This window comes from Nonomuraea sp. NPDC023979, assembly GCF_040639085.1.
Taxonomy (GTDB): Bacteria; Actinomycetota; Actinomycetes; order Streptosporangiales; family Streptosporangiaceae; genus Nonomuraea; species Nonomuraea ceibae.
This window is the reverse complement of record NZ_JBEZZG010000033.1, coordinates 75,019-89,121: the sequence shown is the minus strand read 5'-3', so window position 1 is coordinate 89,121 and position 14,103 is coordinate 75,019. Positions and strand designations below refer to the sequence as shown.

12 protein-coding genes and 1 riboswitch are annotated in these 14,103 nt (G+C 72.2%); all 12 genes read right to left on the bottom strand.

Annotation, left to right across the window (positions count from 1 at the left end):
- Window positions 1-115 precede the first annotated feature (115 nt).
- Entirely contained in the window at window positions 116-2,935 is a 2,820-nt protein-coding gene (gene gcvP / locus AB0G11_RS39045; RefSeq protein WP_219510463.1) for an aminomethyl-transferring glycine dehydrogenase, read from the bottom strand.
- 166 nt (window positions 2,936-3,101) lie between these two features.
- A riboswitch (glycine riboswitch) is annotated at window positions 3,102-3,194 on the bottom strand.
- 203 nt (window positions 3,195-3,397) lie between these two features.
- Entirely contained in the window at window positions 3,398-4,018 is a 621-nt protein-coding gene (locus tag AB0G11_RS39040; RefSeq protein WP_357591681.1) for a MerR family transcriptional regulator, read from the bottom strand.
- Window positions 4,019-4,165: 147 nt separating this feature from the next.
- Window positions 4,166-4,636 carry a bifunctional nuclease family protein gene (locus tag AB0G11_RS39035; protein WP_082310546.1) on the bottom strand — a complete coding sequence of 157 codons (471 nt, stop codon included), beginning with the start codon at window positions 4,634-4,636 and terminating at the stop codon, window positions 4,166-4,168.
- A gap of 106 nt (window positions 4,637-4,742) precedes the next feature.
- Window positions 4,743-5,369: a MerR family transcriptional regulator gene (locus AB0G11_RS39030; RefSeq protein ID WP_246646162.1), complete on the bottom strand. Its 627-nt coding sequence runs from the start codon at window positions 5,367-5,369 to the stop codon at window positions 4,743-4,745.
- Between the two features lie 23 nt (window positions 5,370-5,392).
- Window positions 5,393-5,905 (bottom strand): FHA domain-containing protein, encoded by a 513-nt coding sequence (locus AB0G11_RS39025; RefSeq protein WP_219510466.1) that lies wholly within the window; start codon window positions 5,903-5,905, stop codon window positions 5,393-5,395.
- Window positions 5,906-6,142: 237 nt separating this feature from the next.
- Complete coding sequence (locus AB0G11_RS39020; RefSeq protein ID WP_219510467.1) at window positions 6,143-8,647, bottom strand: mannose-1-phosphate guanyltransferase; 2,505 nt, start codon at window positions 8,645-8,647, stop codon at window positions 6,143-6,145.
- Between the two features lie 4 nt (window positions 8,648-8,651).
- Entirely contained in the window at window positions 8,652-9,233 is a 582-nt protein-coding gene (locus tag AB0G11_RS39015) for a CDP-alcohol phosphatidyltransferase family protein (protein WP_219510468.1), read from the bottom strand.
- Window positions 9,234-9,609: 376 nt separating this feature from the next.
- A complete protein-coding gene (locus tag AB0G11_RS39010; RefSeq protein WP_357591679.1) occupies window positions 9,610-10,371 on the bottom strand; it encodes a GNAT family N-acetyltransferase in 762 nt (253 codons plus the stop codon).
- Between the two features lie 159 nt (window positions 10,372-10,530).
- A complete protein-coding gene (locus AB0G11_RS39005) occupies window positions 10,531-11,124 on the bottom strand; it encodes a phosphoribosylanthranilate isomerase (RefSeq protein WP_219510470.1) in 594 nt (197 codons plus the stop codon).
- 117 nt (window positions 11,125-11,241) lie between these two features.
- On the bottom strand, window positions 11,242-11,685 hold the full coding sequence (locus AB0G11_RS39000; protein ID WP_246646163.1) for a hypothetical protein: 444 nt from the start codon (window positions 11,683-11,685) through the stop codon (window positions 11,242-11,244).
- Window positions 11,686-11,744: 59 nt separating this feature from the next.
- The gene (locus AB0G11_RS38995; protein WP_219510471.1) at window positions 11,745-12,443 is read right to left on the bottom strand and encodes a response regulator transcription factor; all 699 of its coding nucleotides are present in this window, start codon (window positions 12,441-12,443) and stop codon (window positions 11,745-11,747) included.
- Window positions 12,440-14,041 (bottom strand): histidine kinase, encoded by a 1,602-nt coding sequence (locus AB0G11_RS38990; RefSeq protein ID WP_246646164.1) that lies wholly within the window; start codon window positions 14,039-14,041, stop codon window positions 12,440-12,442. The genes AB0G11_RS38995 and AB0G11_RS38990 overlap by 4 nt, the downstream gene beginning before the upstream one ends.
- Window positions 14,042-14,103: the final 62 nt, after the last annotated feature.

Genomic DNA, 14,103 nt, shown 5'->3' with positions numbered 1-14,103 from the left:
GCACCGAGCTTAACCACTTCTGACGATCATGTCTGCTCACTTGACCCAGCCGGCCTGGAAAGCGGAGAACCCCGCCCTGCGCGGGCGGGGTCCTCCGGGCGGCCGAACGGTCCGGTCAGTCCTCGTACGCCTCCAGCGGCGGGCAGGAGCACACCAGGTTGCGGTCCCCGTACGCCTGGTCGATGCGGCGCACCGGCACCCAGTACTTGCCGTCGCGCAGCGAGGGCACCGGGTAGGCGGCCTCGGTCCGGGTGTAGGGGTGCGGCCACTCGTCCGCGGTGACCGCCTCGGCGGTGTGCGGGGCGTTGCGCAGCGGGTTGTCCGACTTGTCGTAGTCGCCGGACGCCACCTTGGCGATCTCGCCGCGGATGGCGATCATCGCGTCGACGAACCGGTCGAGCTCGTTCAGGTCCTCGCTCTCGGTCGGCTCGATCATGAGCGTGCCCGCGACGGGGAACGACATGGTCGGCGCGTGGAAGCCGTAGTCGATGAGGCGCTTGGCCACGTCGTCGACGGTGACGCCGGTCTCCTTGGTGATCTGCCGCAGGTCCACGATGCACTCGTGGGCCACCAGCCCGCCGCGCCCGGTGTAGAGGACGGGGTAGTGCGGGGCGAGCCGCCTGGCCAGGTAGTTGGCCGACAGGATGGCCTGCTCGGTGGCGGCGGTCAGGCCCTCGGCGCCCATCATCCGGACGTAGGCCCACGAGATCGGCAGGATGCCGGCCGAGCCGTAGGGGGCGGCGGAGACGGGGCCGACGGCGCTGCCGTCGCGCAGCGGGTGGCCGGGCAGGTAGGCGGCCAGGTGGCCGCGGACCGCGACGGGGCCGACGCCGGGGCCGCCACCGCCGTGCGGGATGCAGAACGTCTTGTGTAGGTTGAGGTGGGACACGTCGGCGCCGAACTCGCCCGGCTTGGCCAGGCCGACGAGCGCGTTGAGGTTGGCGCCGTCGACGTACACCTGGCCGCCGGCCTCGTGCACCTTGGCGCACACCTCGGTGATGCTCTCCTCGTACACGCCGTGCGTGGACGGGTAGGTGACCATGATCGCGGCGAGCCGGTCGCGGTGCTTGCCGATCTTGGCGTCGAGGTCGGCGAGGTCGACGTTGCCGTCGTCGTCACAGGCCACGACGACGACCCGCATGCCGGCCATGACGGCGCTGGCGGCGTTGGTGCCGTGCGCCGAGGACGGGATGAGGCAGACGTCGCGCTCGGTGTCGCCGTTGGCCCGGTGGTAGGCGCGGATGGCCAGCAGTCCGGCGAACTCGCCCTGGGAGCCGGCGTTCGGCTGGATGGAGACGGCGTCGTAGCCGGTGACCTCGGCCAGCCAGCCCTCCAGCGTCTCGATCAGCTCACGGTAGCCGGCGGCCTGGGCCTCGGGCGCGTACGGGTGGATCGCGGCGAACTCAGGCCAGGTGATGGGCTCCATCTCGGTGGTCGCGTTCAGCTTCATCGTGCAGGAGCCGAGCGGGATCATGGAGCGGTCGAGCGCGATGTCCTTGTCCTGGAGCTTGCGCAGGTAGCGCAGCATCGCGGTCTCGGAGCGGTGCTCGTGGAAGACCGGGTGGGTCAGGTAGTCGGACTCGCGCAGCAGGGCGGCGGGCAGCGCGTCGGCGGCCTCCCCGGCGGGCTCGACGCCGAACGCCGCCCACACGGCGGCCAGCTCGGCGGCGCCGGTCTTCTCGTCGCAGGAGATCGAGACGTGGTCGTCGCCGGCCTGCCACAGGTTGACGCCGCGCTCGGCGGCGGCGGCGACGACCTCGGCGGCGCGGCCGGGCACGCGGGCGAGCACGGTGTCGAAGAACTCGCCGTGCACCACCTCGACGCCGCCCCGGCGCAGCCCCTCGGCCAGGGTGGCGGCGTGGCGGTGGACGCGGGCGGCGATGCGGCGCAGCCCGTCGGGGCCGTGGTAGACGGCGTACATGCCGGCGATCACGGCGAGGAGCACCTGGGCGGTGCAGATGTTGCTGGTGGCCTTCTCGCGGCGGATGTGCTGCTCGCGGGTCTGCAGGGCCAGCCGGTAGGCGGGGTCGCCGTCGGCGTCGACCGACACCCCGACGAGGCGGCCGGGCATCTGCCGCTGCAGCCCGTCGCGTACGGACATGTAGGCGGCGTGCGGGCCGCCGAAGCCGAACGGCACGCCGAACCGCTGCGAGGAGCCGATCGCGATGTCCGCGCCGAGCTCGCCGGGGGCGGCGAGCAGGGTGAGCGCGAGCAGGTCGGCGGCGGCCACGACGAGCGCGCCCGCCTCGTGCGCCCGCCCGGCCACGGCGCGGAAGTCGCGCAGCCGGCCGGAGGCGCCGGGGTACTGCACGAGCACGCCGAAGCACTCGGGCAGCTCGCCCTCCAGGTCGCTCTCCACGAGCGTGATGCCGAGCGGCTCGGCGCGGGTGGCCAGCACCGCCTTGGTCTGCGGGAGGGCGTCGGCGTCGACGACGAACACGTCGCTCTTCGCCTTGCCGGCGCGCCGGGCCAGCGTCATGGCCTCGGCCGCGGCGGTGGCCTCGTCCAGCAGGGACGCGCCCGCGACGGGGAGGCCGGTGAGGTCGGACACCACGGTCTGGAAGTTGAGCAGCGCCTCCAGCCGGCCCTGCGAGATCTCCGGCTGGTAGGGCGTGTAGGCGGTGTACCAGCCCGGGTTCTCCAGCAGGTTGCGGCGGATGACGGCGGGCGTGACCGTGTCGTGGTAGCCCAGGCCGATCATCGAGGTGAGGACGCGGTTGCGGCCGGCCAGGGCGCGCAGCTCGGCGATCGCCTCGGTCTCGCTCGCGGCGGCGGGCAGCTTGAGCCGGTCCTTGGCCCTGATGGACTCGGGGACGGCGACGGCGACCAGGTCCGCCACCGATTCGAAGCCGACGGCCTCGAGCATGCGCTGCTGCTCGGCCGCGGACGGGCCGATGTGCCGGGCCGAGAACGGCGGTGCTGACAGATCTGTCATGGAGATGCCTCCCGAGGCTTTGGAGACCGGCGCTGGGCGCGGGCGAATGCCGGATCTCCCCCTCTGTCACCGCGCGCTAGTCATCGCGACCTGAGAGCTTCGCCCCGGCGGGGCTTGCACCGTCGGTGAAGCGCGCCTGGCGGGCGCACCTGCTTTCCAGAGTTGCCTCACCCGAGCGGTACGGGATGCCTGAGAGATTCCGGGGAGGGTTGCTCCTTCGGCGCCCCGGGCCAGCCGGGGTCTCTCCCGCACGGGGTCGACAGCATGTCCCAGATTACTACGCCTTGTCCGGCAACCCCACCGCAGGCGGCCTGATGCGCACGCCGGGAGAGTCGCTCCCCGTCACCCGGTGATTCCCGTCACCCGGTGTTCCCCGTCGCCCCGTGTTCCCCGCCGCCCTGTGCGCGGTGGTCACCTGTACGTCGCGGTCACCTGTGCGCGGTGGTCACCTGTGCGTCGTGGTCACCCTGTGCGCCGTGCGCGGCGCCGCCGGGCCAGCTCGTCAGCGGGATGTTCGGCCGGGACGGTGTCCGCGACCGCCGCGCGTTCCCCCGGCAGCTCCGCGAGGGAGCCCTCGACCTCGCGCCAGACCCGGCCGAGCGCGATGCCGAACACGCCCTGACCGCCCTGGAGCAGGTCGATCACCTCGTCGGCCGAGGTGCACTCGTAGACGCTGACCCCGTCGCTCATCAGCGTGATCTGCGCGAGGTCGGCGACCCCGCGGTCACGCAGATGCTGCACGGCGGTGCGGATCTGCTGGAGCGAGACTCCCGTGTCGAGCAACCGCTTGACGACCTTGAGGACCAGGATGTCGCGGAAGCTGTAGAGCCGCTGCGATCCCGAGCCCTGGGCGGCTCTTATCGTGGGCTCCACCAGTCCGGTGCGCGCCCAGTAGTCAAGCTGCCTGTAGGTGATGCCGGCCGCCGCGCAGGCCGTCGGCCCGCGGTATCCGATGTCGTCGGGAAGCGTGGCGGGCTGCTCGTCGAAGAGCAGACCCTGCTCCCCGGCACGCTGCCGCGCGCTCTCGCGCCGCACCGGATCTTCCTGGCCGGCCGTCTTTCCCTCGCCGCTGCTGACCGCCACGCGGACCTCCGGCTTTCTCTCATCCCGCGGCCTGATCTGGGGGTTCGTAAAAGGCGACCGCGGGTTTCACTTGCACCGTAGGACCGTGACCATGCTCAGTCAACGATCCGGCTCGGCGCGTCGTGAAGCGTAAATGCACTGAAATACCTACCCCGCCCTGCCGAAGTCCTCGGGAGAGATCGTGTCAAGGAACTCCCTGAACTTCTCCACCTCGTCCTCCTGGTCGTCCGGGATGATCACGCCGGCCTCCTGGACCACCTCCTCGCTGGCGAAGATGCGGGCCCCGGTGCGCAGGGCGAGCGCGATCGAGTCGGACGGCCGGGCGCTCACCTCCACCCCGTTGGAGAACACGAGGTCGGCGAAGAAGATGCCGTCACGCAGCGCGACGATGTTGACCGCGCGCAGGCCCACGCCGAGCGCGCTCAACACGTCCCGGAACAGGTCGTGGGTGAGCGGCCGCGGGGGAGGCTCCTCCGCCTGGGCCAGGGCGATGGCCGTCGCTTCGGTCATGCCGATCCAGATCGGCAGGAACCGCTCCCCGTGTGCCTCCTTGAGCAAGACGATCGGTTGATTTGTAGGCATTTCTACGCGAACGCCCACGACCTCCATCTGCAACACGGGCTGCTCCATATTCGACTGGCCGGTGGCCCGGCACAGGTCATCGCTGGTCCGCTTCTGCAATTCAACGTAACACCCGGGGAGCCCTGAATGTCCCGCGGGCCGCTCATCGCCCCAGAACGCTCCGCACACCCGTGCGCAGCAGCGCCGCGTGCAGGTCGAGCAGCAGAGCCGACAGCTCCCTGGCCGTCTCGTCGGCCTCCCCGATCGCGCCGGGCGCCCGCCGTTTCAGGATCGGCGCCACCGTCTGCTCCACCAGCCCCGCCTCGCGCTCGGCCGCCGCCCGGACCGCCCGCAGATGGCGGGCGTGCAGGCCGAATTTGGCCAGCGCGCCGACGCTGCGGGCCACCTTCAGCGCGTCCTCGTCGTAGCGCCTGGCCTTGGCCGCGAGCAGGCCGTAGTCCTCCAGCTCGGTGAGCGTCTCCTCGTCGATCCCGGCGGCCTCCAGCAGCTCGGCGCGGCTGAGCCGGACCTCCTGCTTGTCCTGGAGGGCGCGCGGGCGGCCGAAGCCCTCCGCCATCTTGTCCTTGATCACCCGCAGCGGCAGGTAGTGGTCGCGCTGCTCGGTGAGGATGTAGCGCAGCTGCTCGACGTGCAGGTGGGTGAACTTGCGGAAGCCGGACGGGGTGCGCTCGGGCTCGATGAGCCCTTCGCCCTCCAGGAACCGGATCTTGGAGACGGTGACGTCGGGGAACTCGCCCTGCAGCAGGGCGAGCACCTCCCCGATGCTCATGTGCGAGCGTGCCGCCTGCGAACTCATGTGCCGGCGGGTGTCCGCATCAGGAACAGGAGCCGGAACTTGCCGATCTGCACCTCGTCGCCTGAATGGAGCGGAACCTCCTCGATGCGCTCGCGGTTGACGTAGGTGCCGTTGAGGCTGCCCACGTCGCGCACCGAGAACTGGCCGCCGCGATGGCGGTAGAACTCGACGTGGCGGCGCGAGACCGTGATGTCGTCGAGGAAGATGTCACTCTCCGGATGGCGGCCGGTGGTGGTGAGGTCCTTGTCGAGTTTGAAACGGCTGCCCTGGTTGGGCCCCCTGGTCACGGTCAGCAGCGCCGTGCCGGGCGGAAGCTGCTCGACCAGCGCCCGCTCGGCCAGCAGCATGTCACCGGTCTCTGCCTCGTACGCCTCTATTCCCGCGACGGAGATCGTCGATGTGGTATCCCCTGAGACCTCGGGTCTGGTCAACGGTGACCCACAACGGGAACAGAAACGGGCATCCTCGGGGTTGGCGTGCCCGCACTGCGTGCAGTAGACGCTCGGCATCGATCGGCTCGGCCTCCTACCGCGAAGACGCGGCAACGGTGCTCGGGGCGCGCCTCGCTTCGCTCTCAAGATTTTGCGAATGCCGCAACTTACGCTGATCAGCGGCAAAGGTCAAGGCGGGGCGCTGGACGACAGGCTGGACGCTGACAAAGTTACCGCCGCCCCCGCCCGAAGGTCCATGCCGCCGCGCCTTTCCAACATTACGATCTTGCCCGCCATCCCGACAAATCACCGGGATCAGGTGCTCGCCCGCTCCACCACGCGCGCCCAGCGCTCCAGGAGGAGCTGCGCGGTGTCGACGTCGGCCGCCTCGGCCCACAGGTGGGTGACCGGCTCGGTGGCCGCGGGCAGGATGAGCACCCAGCTCCCGTCCTCCCCCGCCACCCGCACGCCGTCGGTGGTGTCGACGCGGTGGCCGTCGCGGGCGGCCTCGGCGGCCTCGATGACCGAGCGCATGACCGCGCCCTTGACCGCCCACTGCGTCGGGATCGCCCGCCTGAGCAGGTTGACCTCGGGGATGCGGGCGTCGATCTGGCTGAGCGAGAGCCGGGTGCGCGCGACCAGGCCGAGCAGGCGCATGAACACGGCCAGGCCGTCGAGCGCCGGGCTGAACTCCGGCACCACGAAGCCGCCCCGGCCGTCGGCCGCGAAGATCATGCCGGGCCCGGCGGCGGCCGAGGTGAGGGCGTCCACGGCGGTCGAGGTCCACTCCACCTCGACGCCGTGGAAGCGGCACACCTGCTCGGCGACGCGGGTGGTGGTGACGGGCAGCGCCACCCGCCCGCCGCGCCGCTCGGCGGCCACCAGGTCGAGCACCACGAGCAGGGCCCGCTCCTCGCCGATGAGCTGGCCCATCTCGTCCACCAGCGCGATGCGCTCCCCCACGGGGTCGAAGCGGACCCCGAAGGCCGCCCTGGAGGAGCTGACGAGCTCGGAGAGGCGTTGCAGGTCACGGCGGCGCTCGGCGATCGTCTCCGTGGGCGACAGGTCGTCCAGGACGGCGTTGACCGTCAGCACCTCGATCCCGGCCCGGCCCAGCAGCCGGGGCAGCACCAGCGACGAAGTGCCGCCCGCGCAGTCGACGACCACCTTCATGTCCCGTACGCCCGTCATGTCCACCCGGCGCAGCAGCTCGTGCGCGTAGTCCTCGACGGCCCTGGCCGGGTAGGTGAGCTCGGCGATCTCGCCGGGGAAGGCGCGGCGGAACTCCTGCCGGGAGAAGACCCGCTCCAGCTTGCGCTGAGCGGCCGGGGGCAGGTCGGCGCCCCGGTCGTCCATGATGACGATGTCGACGCTCTGCGGGTCGCCGGCCGTCGTGCGGAGCGCGATGCCGCCCGCCGCCGTGCCCCGGGTGGCGTGGAAGCGGGCCACGGGCAGCGGGGCGGCCTCCAGGTCCAGCACGTTGATGGCGCTGGCGGTCAGCGCGCCGATCACCGCCCGCTTCAGCGCCCGCGCGGCCAGCGAGGAGTCGCGCGAGGTGACGACGTTCGCGCCCTTGCTCAGCGTGGTCGCGTACGCGCTGGCCAGCCGCACGCACAGCTCGGGGGTGATCTCCACGTTGACCAGCCCGCTGACGCCGCGCGGCCCGAACAGGCTGCGCTGGCCGCGCGACTCCCAGATGACGCTCGTGTTGACGACCGCGCCCGCCTCGATGGTCTTGAACGGGTAGACCCGCACCCCGCTGGAGACGTACGCCTCGGGCTCGATGACGCACTCGTCGCCGACGACCGCGTTCTCCTCGATCCGGGCGCCGCTCATCACGTCGGTGCTCTTGCCGATCACGCAGCCGCGCAGGTGGGTGCCAGGGCCGAGGTAGACGTTGTCGTGCACGATCGCCCGGTGCAGGAACGCGCCCTCGCGCACCACCACGTTGTTGCCCAGGACTGTGTACTCGCGCAGCTCGGCGCCCGCCTCGACCTTGGCGTACTCGCCGATGAACAGCGGGCCCTTGAGCACGGCGTCGGGCTCGACGGAGGCGGAGGCGGCCACCCAGACGCCGGGCGAGACCTCGAAGCCGCCGATGTCCAGCCTGACCTTGCCGGTCAGGGCGTCGGCGTGGGCCTTGAGGTAGCTCTCGTGGGTGCCGACGTCCTCCCAGTAGCCGGCGGCCACGTAGCCGTAGATGGGGGCGCCGCGCTCCAGGAGGCGGGGGAAGACGTCGCCCGACCAGTCGACGGGCTCGCCGGCGGCCACGTGCGCCAGGACCTCGGGCTCCATGACGTAGACGCCGGTGTTGACGGTGTCGGAGAAGACCTGGCCCCAGGTGGGCTTCTCCAGGAAGCGCTGCACCCGGCCGGACTCGTCGACGATGATGATGCCGAACTCGAGGGGGTTCGGGACGCGCTTCAAGCCGATGGTGACAAGTGCCGAATTTTCGCGATGAAAGCGGACCATGTCGGATAAGTCGATATCCGTCAGGGCGTCGCCGGAGATGACCAGGAAACGATCGTCATGTAACCGGGCAGCGGCGTTCTTCACGCTGCCCGCCGTGCCGAGCGGCACGTCCTCGGTGGCGTACTGCAGGCTCATCCCGAGCTCGTCGCCGTCGCCGAAGTAGTTGCGCACGAGCGCCGCCAGGAACTGGACCGTCACCACGGTCTCGGTGACGCCGTGCCGCTTGAGCAGCCGCAGGACGTGCTCCATGATCGGGCGGTTGACCACGGGAAGCAGGGGTTTGGGCTGGTTGGCCGTCATCGGACGCAACCGGGTGCCCTCACCGCCCGCCATGACGACCGCCTTCACCCGATCACTCCTTCGTGGTCGCGGTTACGAGCCGGCGCACCTGTATCACATACAACACGCCTGCCCACCAGTACAGGCCCGTTCCCCAGAGCGCGAACGCCCACCCGACAATGCGGGTTATATCGGCATACCACCCGTCATGGGAGGCAAGGAAGAGCAGAGGGAAGGCGTACATGAGGTTGAACATGGCTGCCTTGCCCAGAAAATGCACTTGAAGTGCCTTATAGCCATGTTTGCGAAGTACGGGGATGAAACACGCGACGAAGAGTTCCCGCGCCAGGATCACGGCCGCCAGCCACCACGGGATGACCTCCCGCACGAGCAGCGCCAGGATCGTCGCGAACACGTAGAGCTTGTCGGCCGCCGGGTCGATGATCCGGCCCAGCTTGCTGGTCTGGTTGAACGCCCGGGCGATCTTGCCGTCGAGCCAGTCGGTGAAGCCGGCCACCGCCAGGATCGCGATGGCCCACCCGTCCGCCTTCGGGCCCAGAACCAGCCAGAGGAACACGGGCACGCCGAGGAGGCGCAGGAAGCTCAGCAGGTTCGGAACCGTCCAGATTCGGTCCTCGGCGGAAGTTTCACTCACGCCCCAGACCCTACTGCGTCAAACTTCCTGCCCAGCGGCCCCCGATCCCCCGATTCCCCACCTCAGGGTCGCCCCCGGCGACGGCCGGACGGCGGCTCAGGGCCGACAGGGGGTGGGGCGGCCGCATCCCCCGATTCCCACCTCAGGGTCACCTCGGCAGACGGCCGGACGGCCCGCTGGGGCAACCTCGGGGTTGTCGGGGGCGGGGCGGCGGTATCCCCCGATTCCCCCACCTCCGGGTCATCCCCGGCGGACGGCACGCTCGGCGGCTCAGGGGCGACAGGTGCGGGCGGACGTACCCTCCGATTTCCCAGCCGGAGGGTGGACGGTCGGAGGGTGGACGGTCGGAGGGGCGTTGCGGGGCCGGGGGGCGCCGCTACGGGGTCTTCAGGAAGGAGTGCGTGCGTCCGGCCGTCTCGAAGCCGAGGCGGGCGTAGAAGTCCTTGGGCCAGTCGGCGGCGTCGGCCAGCAGGAAGACCAGGTCAGCCCCCGCCGTCTCGGCCAGCAGCGAGCGCATGAGGGCGCGGGCGTGGCCGTTGCCCCGGTGCCGGGCCAGGGTGACCAGGCTCTCGATCTGCGCGACGCCCTCGTGCGCGTACAGGTCGGCGTACGCGGCCAGGCCGCCGTCCGCCGCCCGTACGCCCCGGAACCCCACCCGGTCGGCGCCCCGCAGCCGGGTCTCGATCCGCCGCGCCAGCCCGTCGACGACCTCCTCGGACGCCTCCGGCAGCGTCGCGCGCCAACTCTCCCGCACCACCGGCAGCAGCTCGGCCACCTCCAGGCGCTCGGCCTCGGGCGGCCCGGCCGGCGGGGCTCCGCGGAAGACCATCACGAGGGTCTCCTCGTGCTCGTACCCGGCCGCCGCGAACGTGGGCGCGAAGGCCGCGCCGAGCGCGTCGTCGTCCACGTTGACCTGCCGGTGCCCCCTCCCGCCGAGCACCCGCTCCGCCGCCTCCAGCACCACGCCGGGGTCGTCACCGGCCCACACGACGAGCTTGTTGTCGTCGTACGAGCCCGGGTAGCGGTCGTCGAGCACCGCGAACCCGCCGGGCACGTCCACGACCCGTGGCGCCCGCCGCCGCGCGAACCCCCGCACGAACTCCAGCGCCCGCCGCAGCTCCACGTCCTCTCGGCCCATGTCCGGCCCCTCCGTCACTCGGTCGTCGAACGTCCGGCCCTCCCGGGGGTCCGGGGCAGGCGGCAGGAAACCCGGACGCCCGTACGCGCTCCGGGACGGCTCTGGCGTGACCCCTTGGCCCCCGAGGGCACTCGGGGCGCTCGGGGTTGCTCAGGGTGGTCAGGCGGCGGCGCGGGAGGCCGCGAGGAACGCCTCGATGAGGGCGGAGTCCTTCACGCCCGGGGCGGTCTCGACGCCGCTGGAGACGTCCACGCCCCAGGGGCGGGCGGCGGCGACGGCCTCGGCGACGTTGGCCGGGTCGAGGCCGCCCGCGAGGAGCCAGTGGCCCGAGGGGCGGTCGCGGACGGCGGCCCAGTCCCAGGGCTCACCGGAGCCCGGCCGGGGCGCGTCGACGATGAGCATGCTCTCGTCGAAGGCGCCGCAGCGCAGGTCGGCGCTGGCGTCGACGGCGCGGACGAGCGTCAGGCCGAGGTCCTTGAGCGCGGTGAAGTCGCCGTGCGGGTGGCGGCCGTGCAGCTGGATGGCGCGGACACCGGCGGTGAGGGCGGCGGCCCGCACGGTGGCGGGGTCCTCGCCGCGGAAGACGCCGACGGTCAGCACGTGCTCCGGCACCAGGGCGGCCAGCTCGGCGGCCCGCTCCGGGGTGACCTGGCGCGGGCTGCGGGTGAGCACGAAGCCGATCGCGTCGGCGCCGGCCTCGACCGCGGTGGCCACGTGCTCGGGCTCACTGAGACCGCAGATCTTCACATACACACCCCAAACCCTAGCGGAGAGGAGGGGAGACACCCCAAACCTTGACGGGCCGGCGGGCAGACGCCCGGACCCTGGCGGGCCGGCCGGGAAGACACCCCGACCCCGGAACCCGGGGTGCTAGCGGCGGCGGGAGGCGGTGGGGGACCAGGACCACAGCAGCATCGCGGTGACGAGGCCGAACAGGACCACGCCGCTGGGCAGGTGGGCGCCGAGCCACAGCCAGGTGAAGTGCTGCCCCATCCCGACGACGAACAGGGCGACGCTGGCCAGGGCGGGCCAGCCGGCGCCCCGGCCGGGCCGCCAGACGAGCACGGCCAGGACGATCTGGACGAGCGCGACGAGGTGGACGGCGAGCCCGGCCATCACGTGCGCCTCGGCCATGGCGCCGTCCGAGGCGACCGCCTGGCCCGCCAGGGAGGCGGCGACCAGCAGCGACGCCGCCTGGGCGACGACGGCCACGCGGAGCGCGTACAGGAGTCCCGGGGACACCCGGCCGCCCGTGGGGGCCGGTCCGGGGCGGGCGCCCGCGCGCGTGGTCGTGTCGTAGGTGGAGTCGGACATGGCGATCCTTCCGTCGGTGGTGAGAGCAGAAGGATCGCGCCCGCCCCCTCCCCCGGTCGTCAGCCTGACGGGCTACCCGCCGGTCCGCCACGCGGCGGACGGACGGTGCGGAAGGAGGCGTCGACGAGGCCGGCGCGGTGCGCGACGACGGCGGCCTGGATGCGGTTGCGCAGGCCGAGCTTCTCCATCGCGGCGGCGATGTGGGTCTTGACGGTGGTGACGCCGACGTGCAGCTCCTCGGCGATCTCGGCGTTGGACAGGCCGGTGCCGACGAGGGCGAGCACCTCGATCTCGCGTTCGGTGAGGCCGCGCGGAGCGGGGGCGGCGGCCTGCTCCTCGGCGTCGAGGAAGCGGTCGACGACGCGGCGCAGCACGGAGGGGGCCAGGAGCTGCTCGCCGGCGTGGGCGCGGCGGACGGCGTCGACCATGCGCTCGGGCTCGTCGTCCTTGACGAGGAAGCCGACGGCGCCGGCGCGCAGGGCCGCGTACACGTTGGAGTCCTCGGCGAACGTGGTGAGGACGACGATGCGGGTGGACGGCCGGGCGGCCAGGACGCGGCGGATGGCCTCCAGCCCGTCGACGCGGGGCATGCGCAGGTCCATGAGGATGACGTCGGGCAGGTGGCGTTCGGCCAGCCGGACGGCCTCGGCGCCGTCGTCGGCCTCGCCGACCACCTCCATGTCGCTGTTGGCCTGCAGCAGCATCCGCACGCCGGCGCGGACGAGCACCTGGTCGTCGGCGATGAGGACGCGGATCACGCGTTGCCCCTGGCGGCGGGCAGGCTGGCCGCCAGCAGCCAGCCGCCGTCCTCGTCGGGCCCGGCGGTGAGGGTGCCGCCGAGGGTCTTGACGCGCTCGCGCATGCCCGCCAGGCCACGCCCGGAGGAGGGCAGCCGTTCGATGCCGGTGGGCGGGCGTCCGTTGCGGATCTCGACGGCGAGGCTGTCGCCGTCGGCGCGGACGCGGACGCGGACCTCGGTGCCGGGTCCTGCGTGTTTGAGCACGTTGGTGAGGCCTTCCTGGACGATGCGGGCCGCGGAGGTGCGGGCGAGCAGCGAGGTGTGGTCGGTGGCGGGGTCGAGGTCGAGGTCGACGAGGAGCCCGGCGGCGGACATCCGTTCGGCGGCCTCGCGGACCACGTCGGCGGGGTCGGCGAGCAGGTCGGGCTGGCGGTCGGGGTCGCGCAGCAGGTCGATGAGGCCGCGCAGGTCCTCCAGCACCTGGTGCCCGGTCTCGCGGATGTCGGTGAGGGCGTCGGCGACGGGCCCGTCGGGGGCGGTGTAGCGGGCGGCGCTGGCCCGCAGCACCATGGCGCCGACGTGGTGGGCGACGATGTCGTGCACGTCGCGGGCGATGCGCTCGCGTTCGGCGAGCTGGTCGGCGCGGACCTGCGCCACGGTGAGCCGGGTGGACTCCCGTACGCGCAGCCGTTCGGCGGCGGCGGCGGCCTGTTTCATCCCCAGGTAGCGGCCGATGGCGACGGGGGTGATGACGAGGGCGCAGAGCACGGCGGCGCGGAAGCCGGTGACCTCGGTGCCGGGCCCGACGACGGCGATGGCGGCGAGCAGGCAGGTGGCCAGGTAGGCGACGACGGTCCAGGTCCAGGAGGCGACCCGCATCGCGAACACGCCGAGGGCGATGAGCGTGAGCACCAGGCAGCTGTTGACGACCTCGGGCAGGTAGCTGTCGGCGGCGACGAGCACGATGCCCTGGAGGAGGAAGACGAGGCCGGGCAGCCGCCTGGCGACGCCGAGCGCGAGCCCGGCCCCGACGGCGAACAGGCCGATGACCCAGGCGGGGTGGCCGCCGCTGTGCCAGCTCGTCCAGGTGCTGAGGACGGTCTGGGCGACGCCGCCGGCGGCCAGGAGCACGTCAGGGGTGACGTCGCGGTGTTCGAGCTCGCCTATCGAGCCGCGCAGGTAGCCGCCGACGATCACGGGGAAGACGGTGATGCCCGCGGCGTACATCAGCGAGGTGCTGGTGAAGGCGATGCCGGGGTCGGCGAGGTTGAGCCCGGTGGCGACGCCGCTGGCGGCCATCGCCATGATCACCGATCGCCAGCCGGCGCTGTAGGCGGTGACGCCGACGGCGACGAGCAGCAGCACCTGGGCGGTGTTGGAGCTGAAGGCGTCCAGCCGGTCGGTGCAGATCAGCGCGACCGACAACCACAGCGCGGTGGGCAGCGGACAGCGCCGCACGAACCCCATGGGCGCGCCGACCAGCAGCGCGAAGGGTCCGACCGTGTATGCGGGCGGCAGGTCGCCGATCCGCGCCTGGCCGGACATCAGCAGGTCGAGGCTGACTCCGGCGGCGGCGAGGAGCAGGTCGAGGGGCGCGCCACGCCAACGCCAACTCATGCGTCAAAGGTATCCAGGTGGCACTCGTGGACAGTCCTCCCGGCGGAGGATGGCTTCTCCTC

Coding starts and splice junctions, on each gene's coding strand:
- AB0G11_RS39025 (WP_219510466.1), bottom strand. CDS start 5,905: ATGCCGAGCGTCTACTGCACGCAGTGCGGGCACGCCAACCCCGAGGAT.
- AB0G11_RS38990 (WP_246646164.1), bottom strand. CDS start 14,041: ATGAGTTGGCGTTGGCGTGGCGCGCCCCTCGACCTGCTCCTCGCCGCC.
- AB0G11_RS39000 (WP_246646163.1), bottom strand. CDS start 11,685: ATGTCCGACTCCACCTACGACACGACCACGCGCGCGGGCGCCCGCCCC.
- AB0G11_RS39030 (WP_246646162.1), bottom strand. CDS start 5,369: ATGAGCATCGGGGAGGTGCTCGCCCTGCTGCAGGGCGAGTTCCCCGAC.
- AB0G11_RS39010 (WP_357591679.1), bottom strand. CDS start 10,371: ATGGGCCGAGAGGACGTGGAGCTGCGGCGGGCGCTGGAGTTCGTGCGG.
- gcvP (WP_219510463.1), bottom strand. CDS start 2,935: ATGACAGATCTGTCAGCACCGCCGTTCTCGGCCCGGCACATCGGCCCG.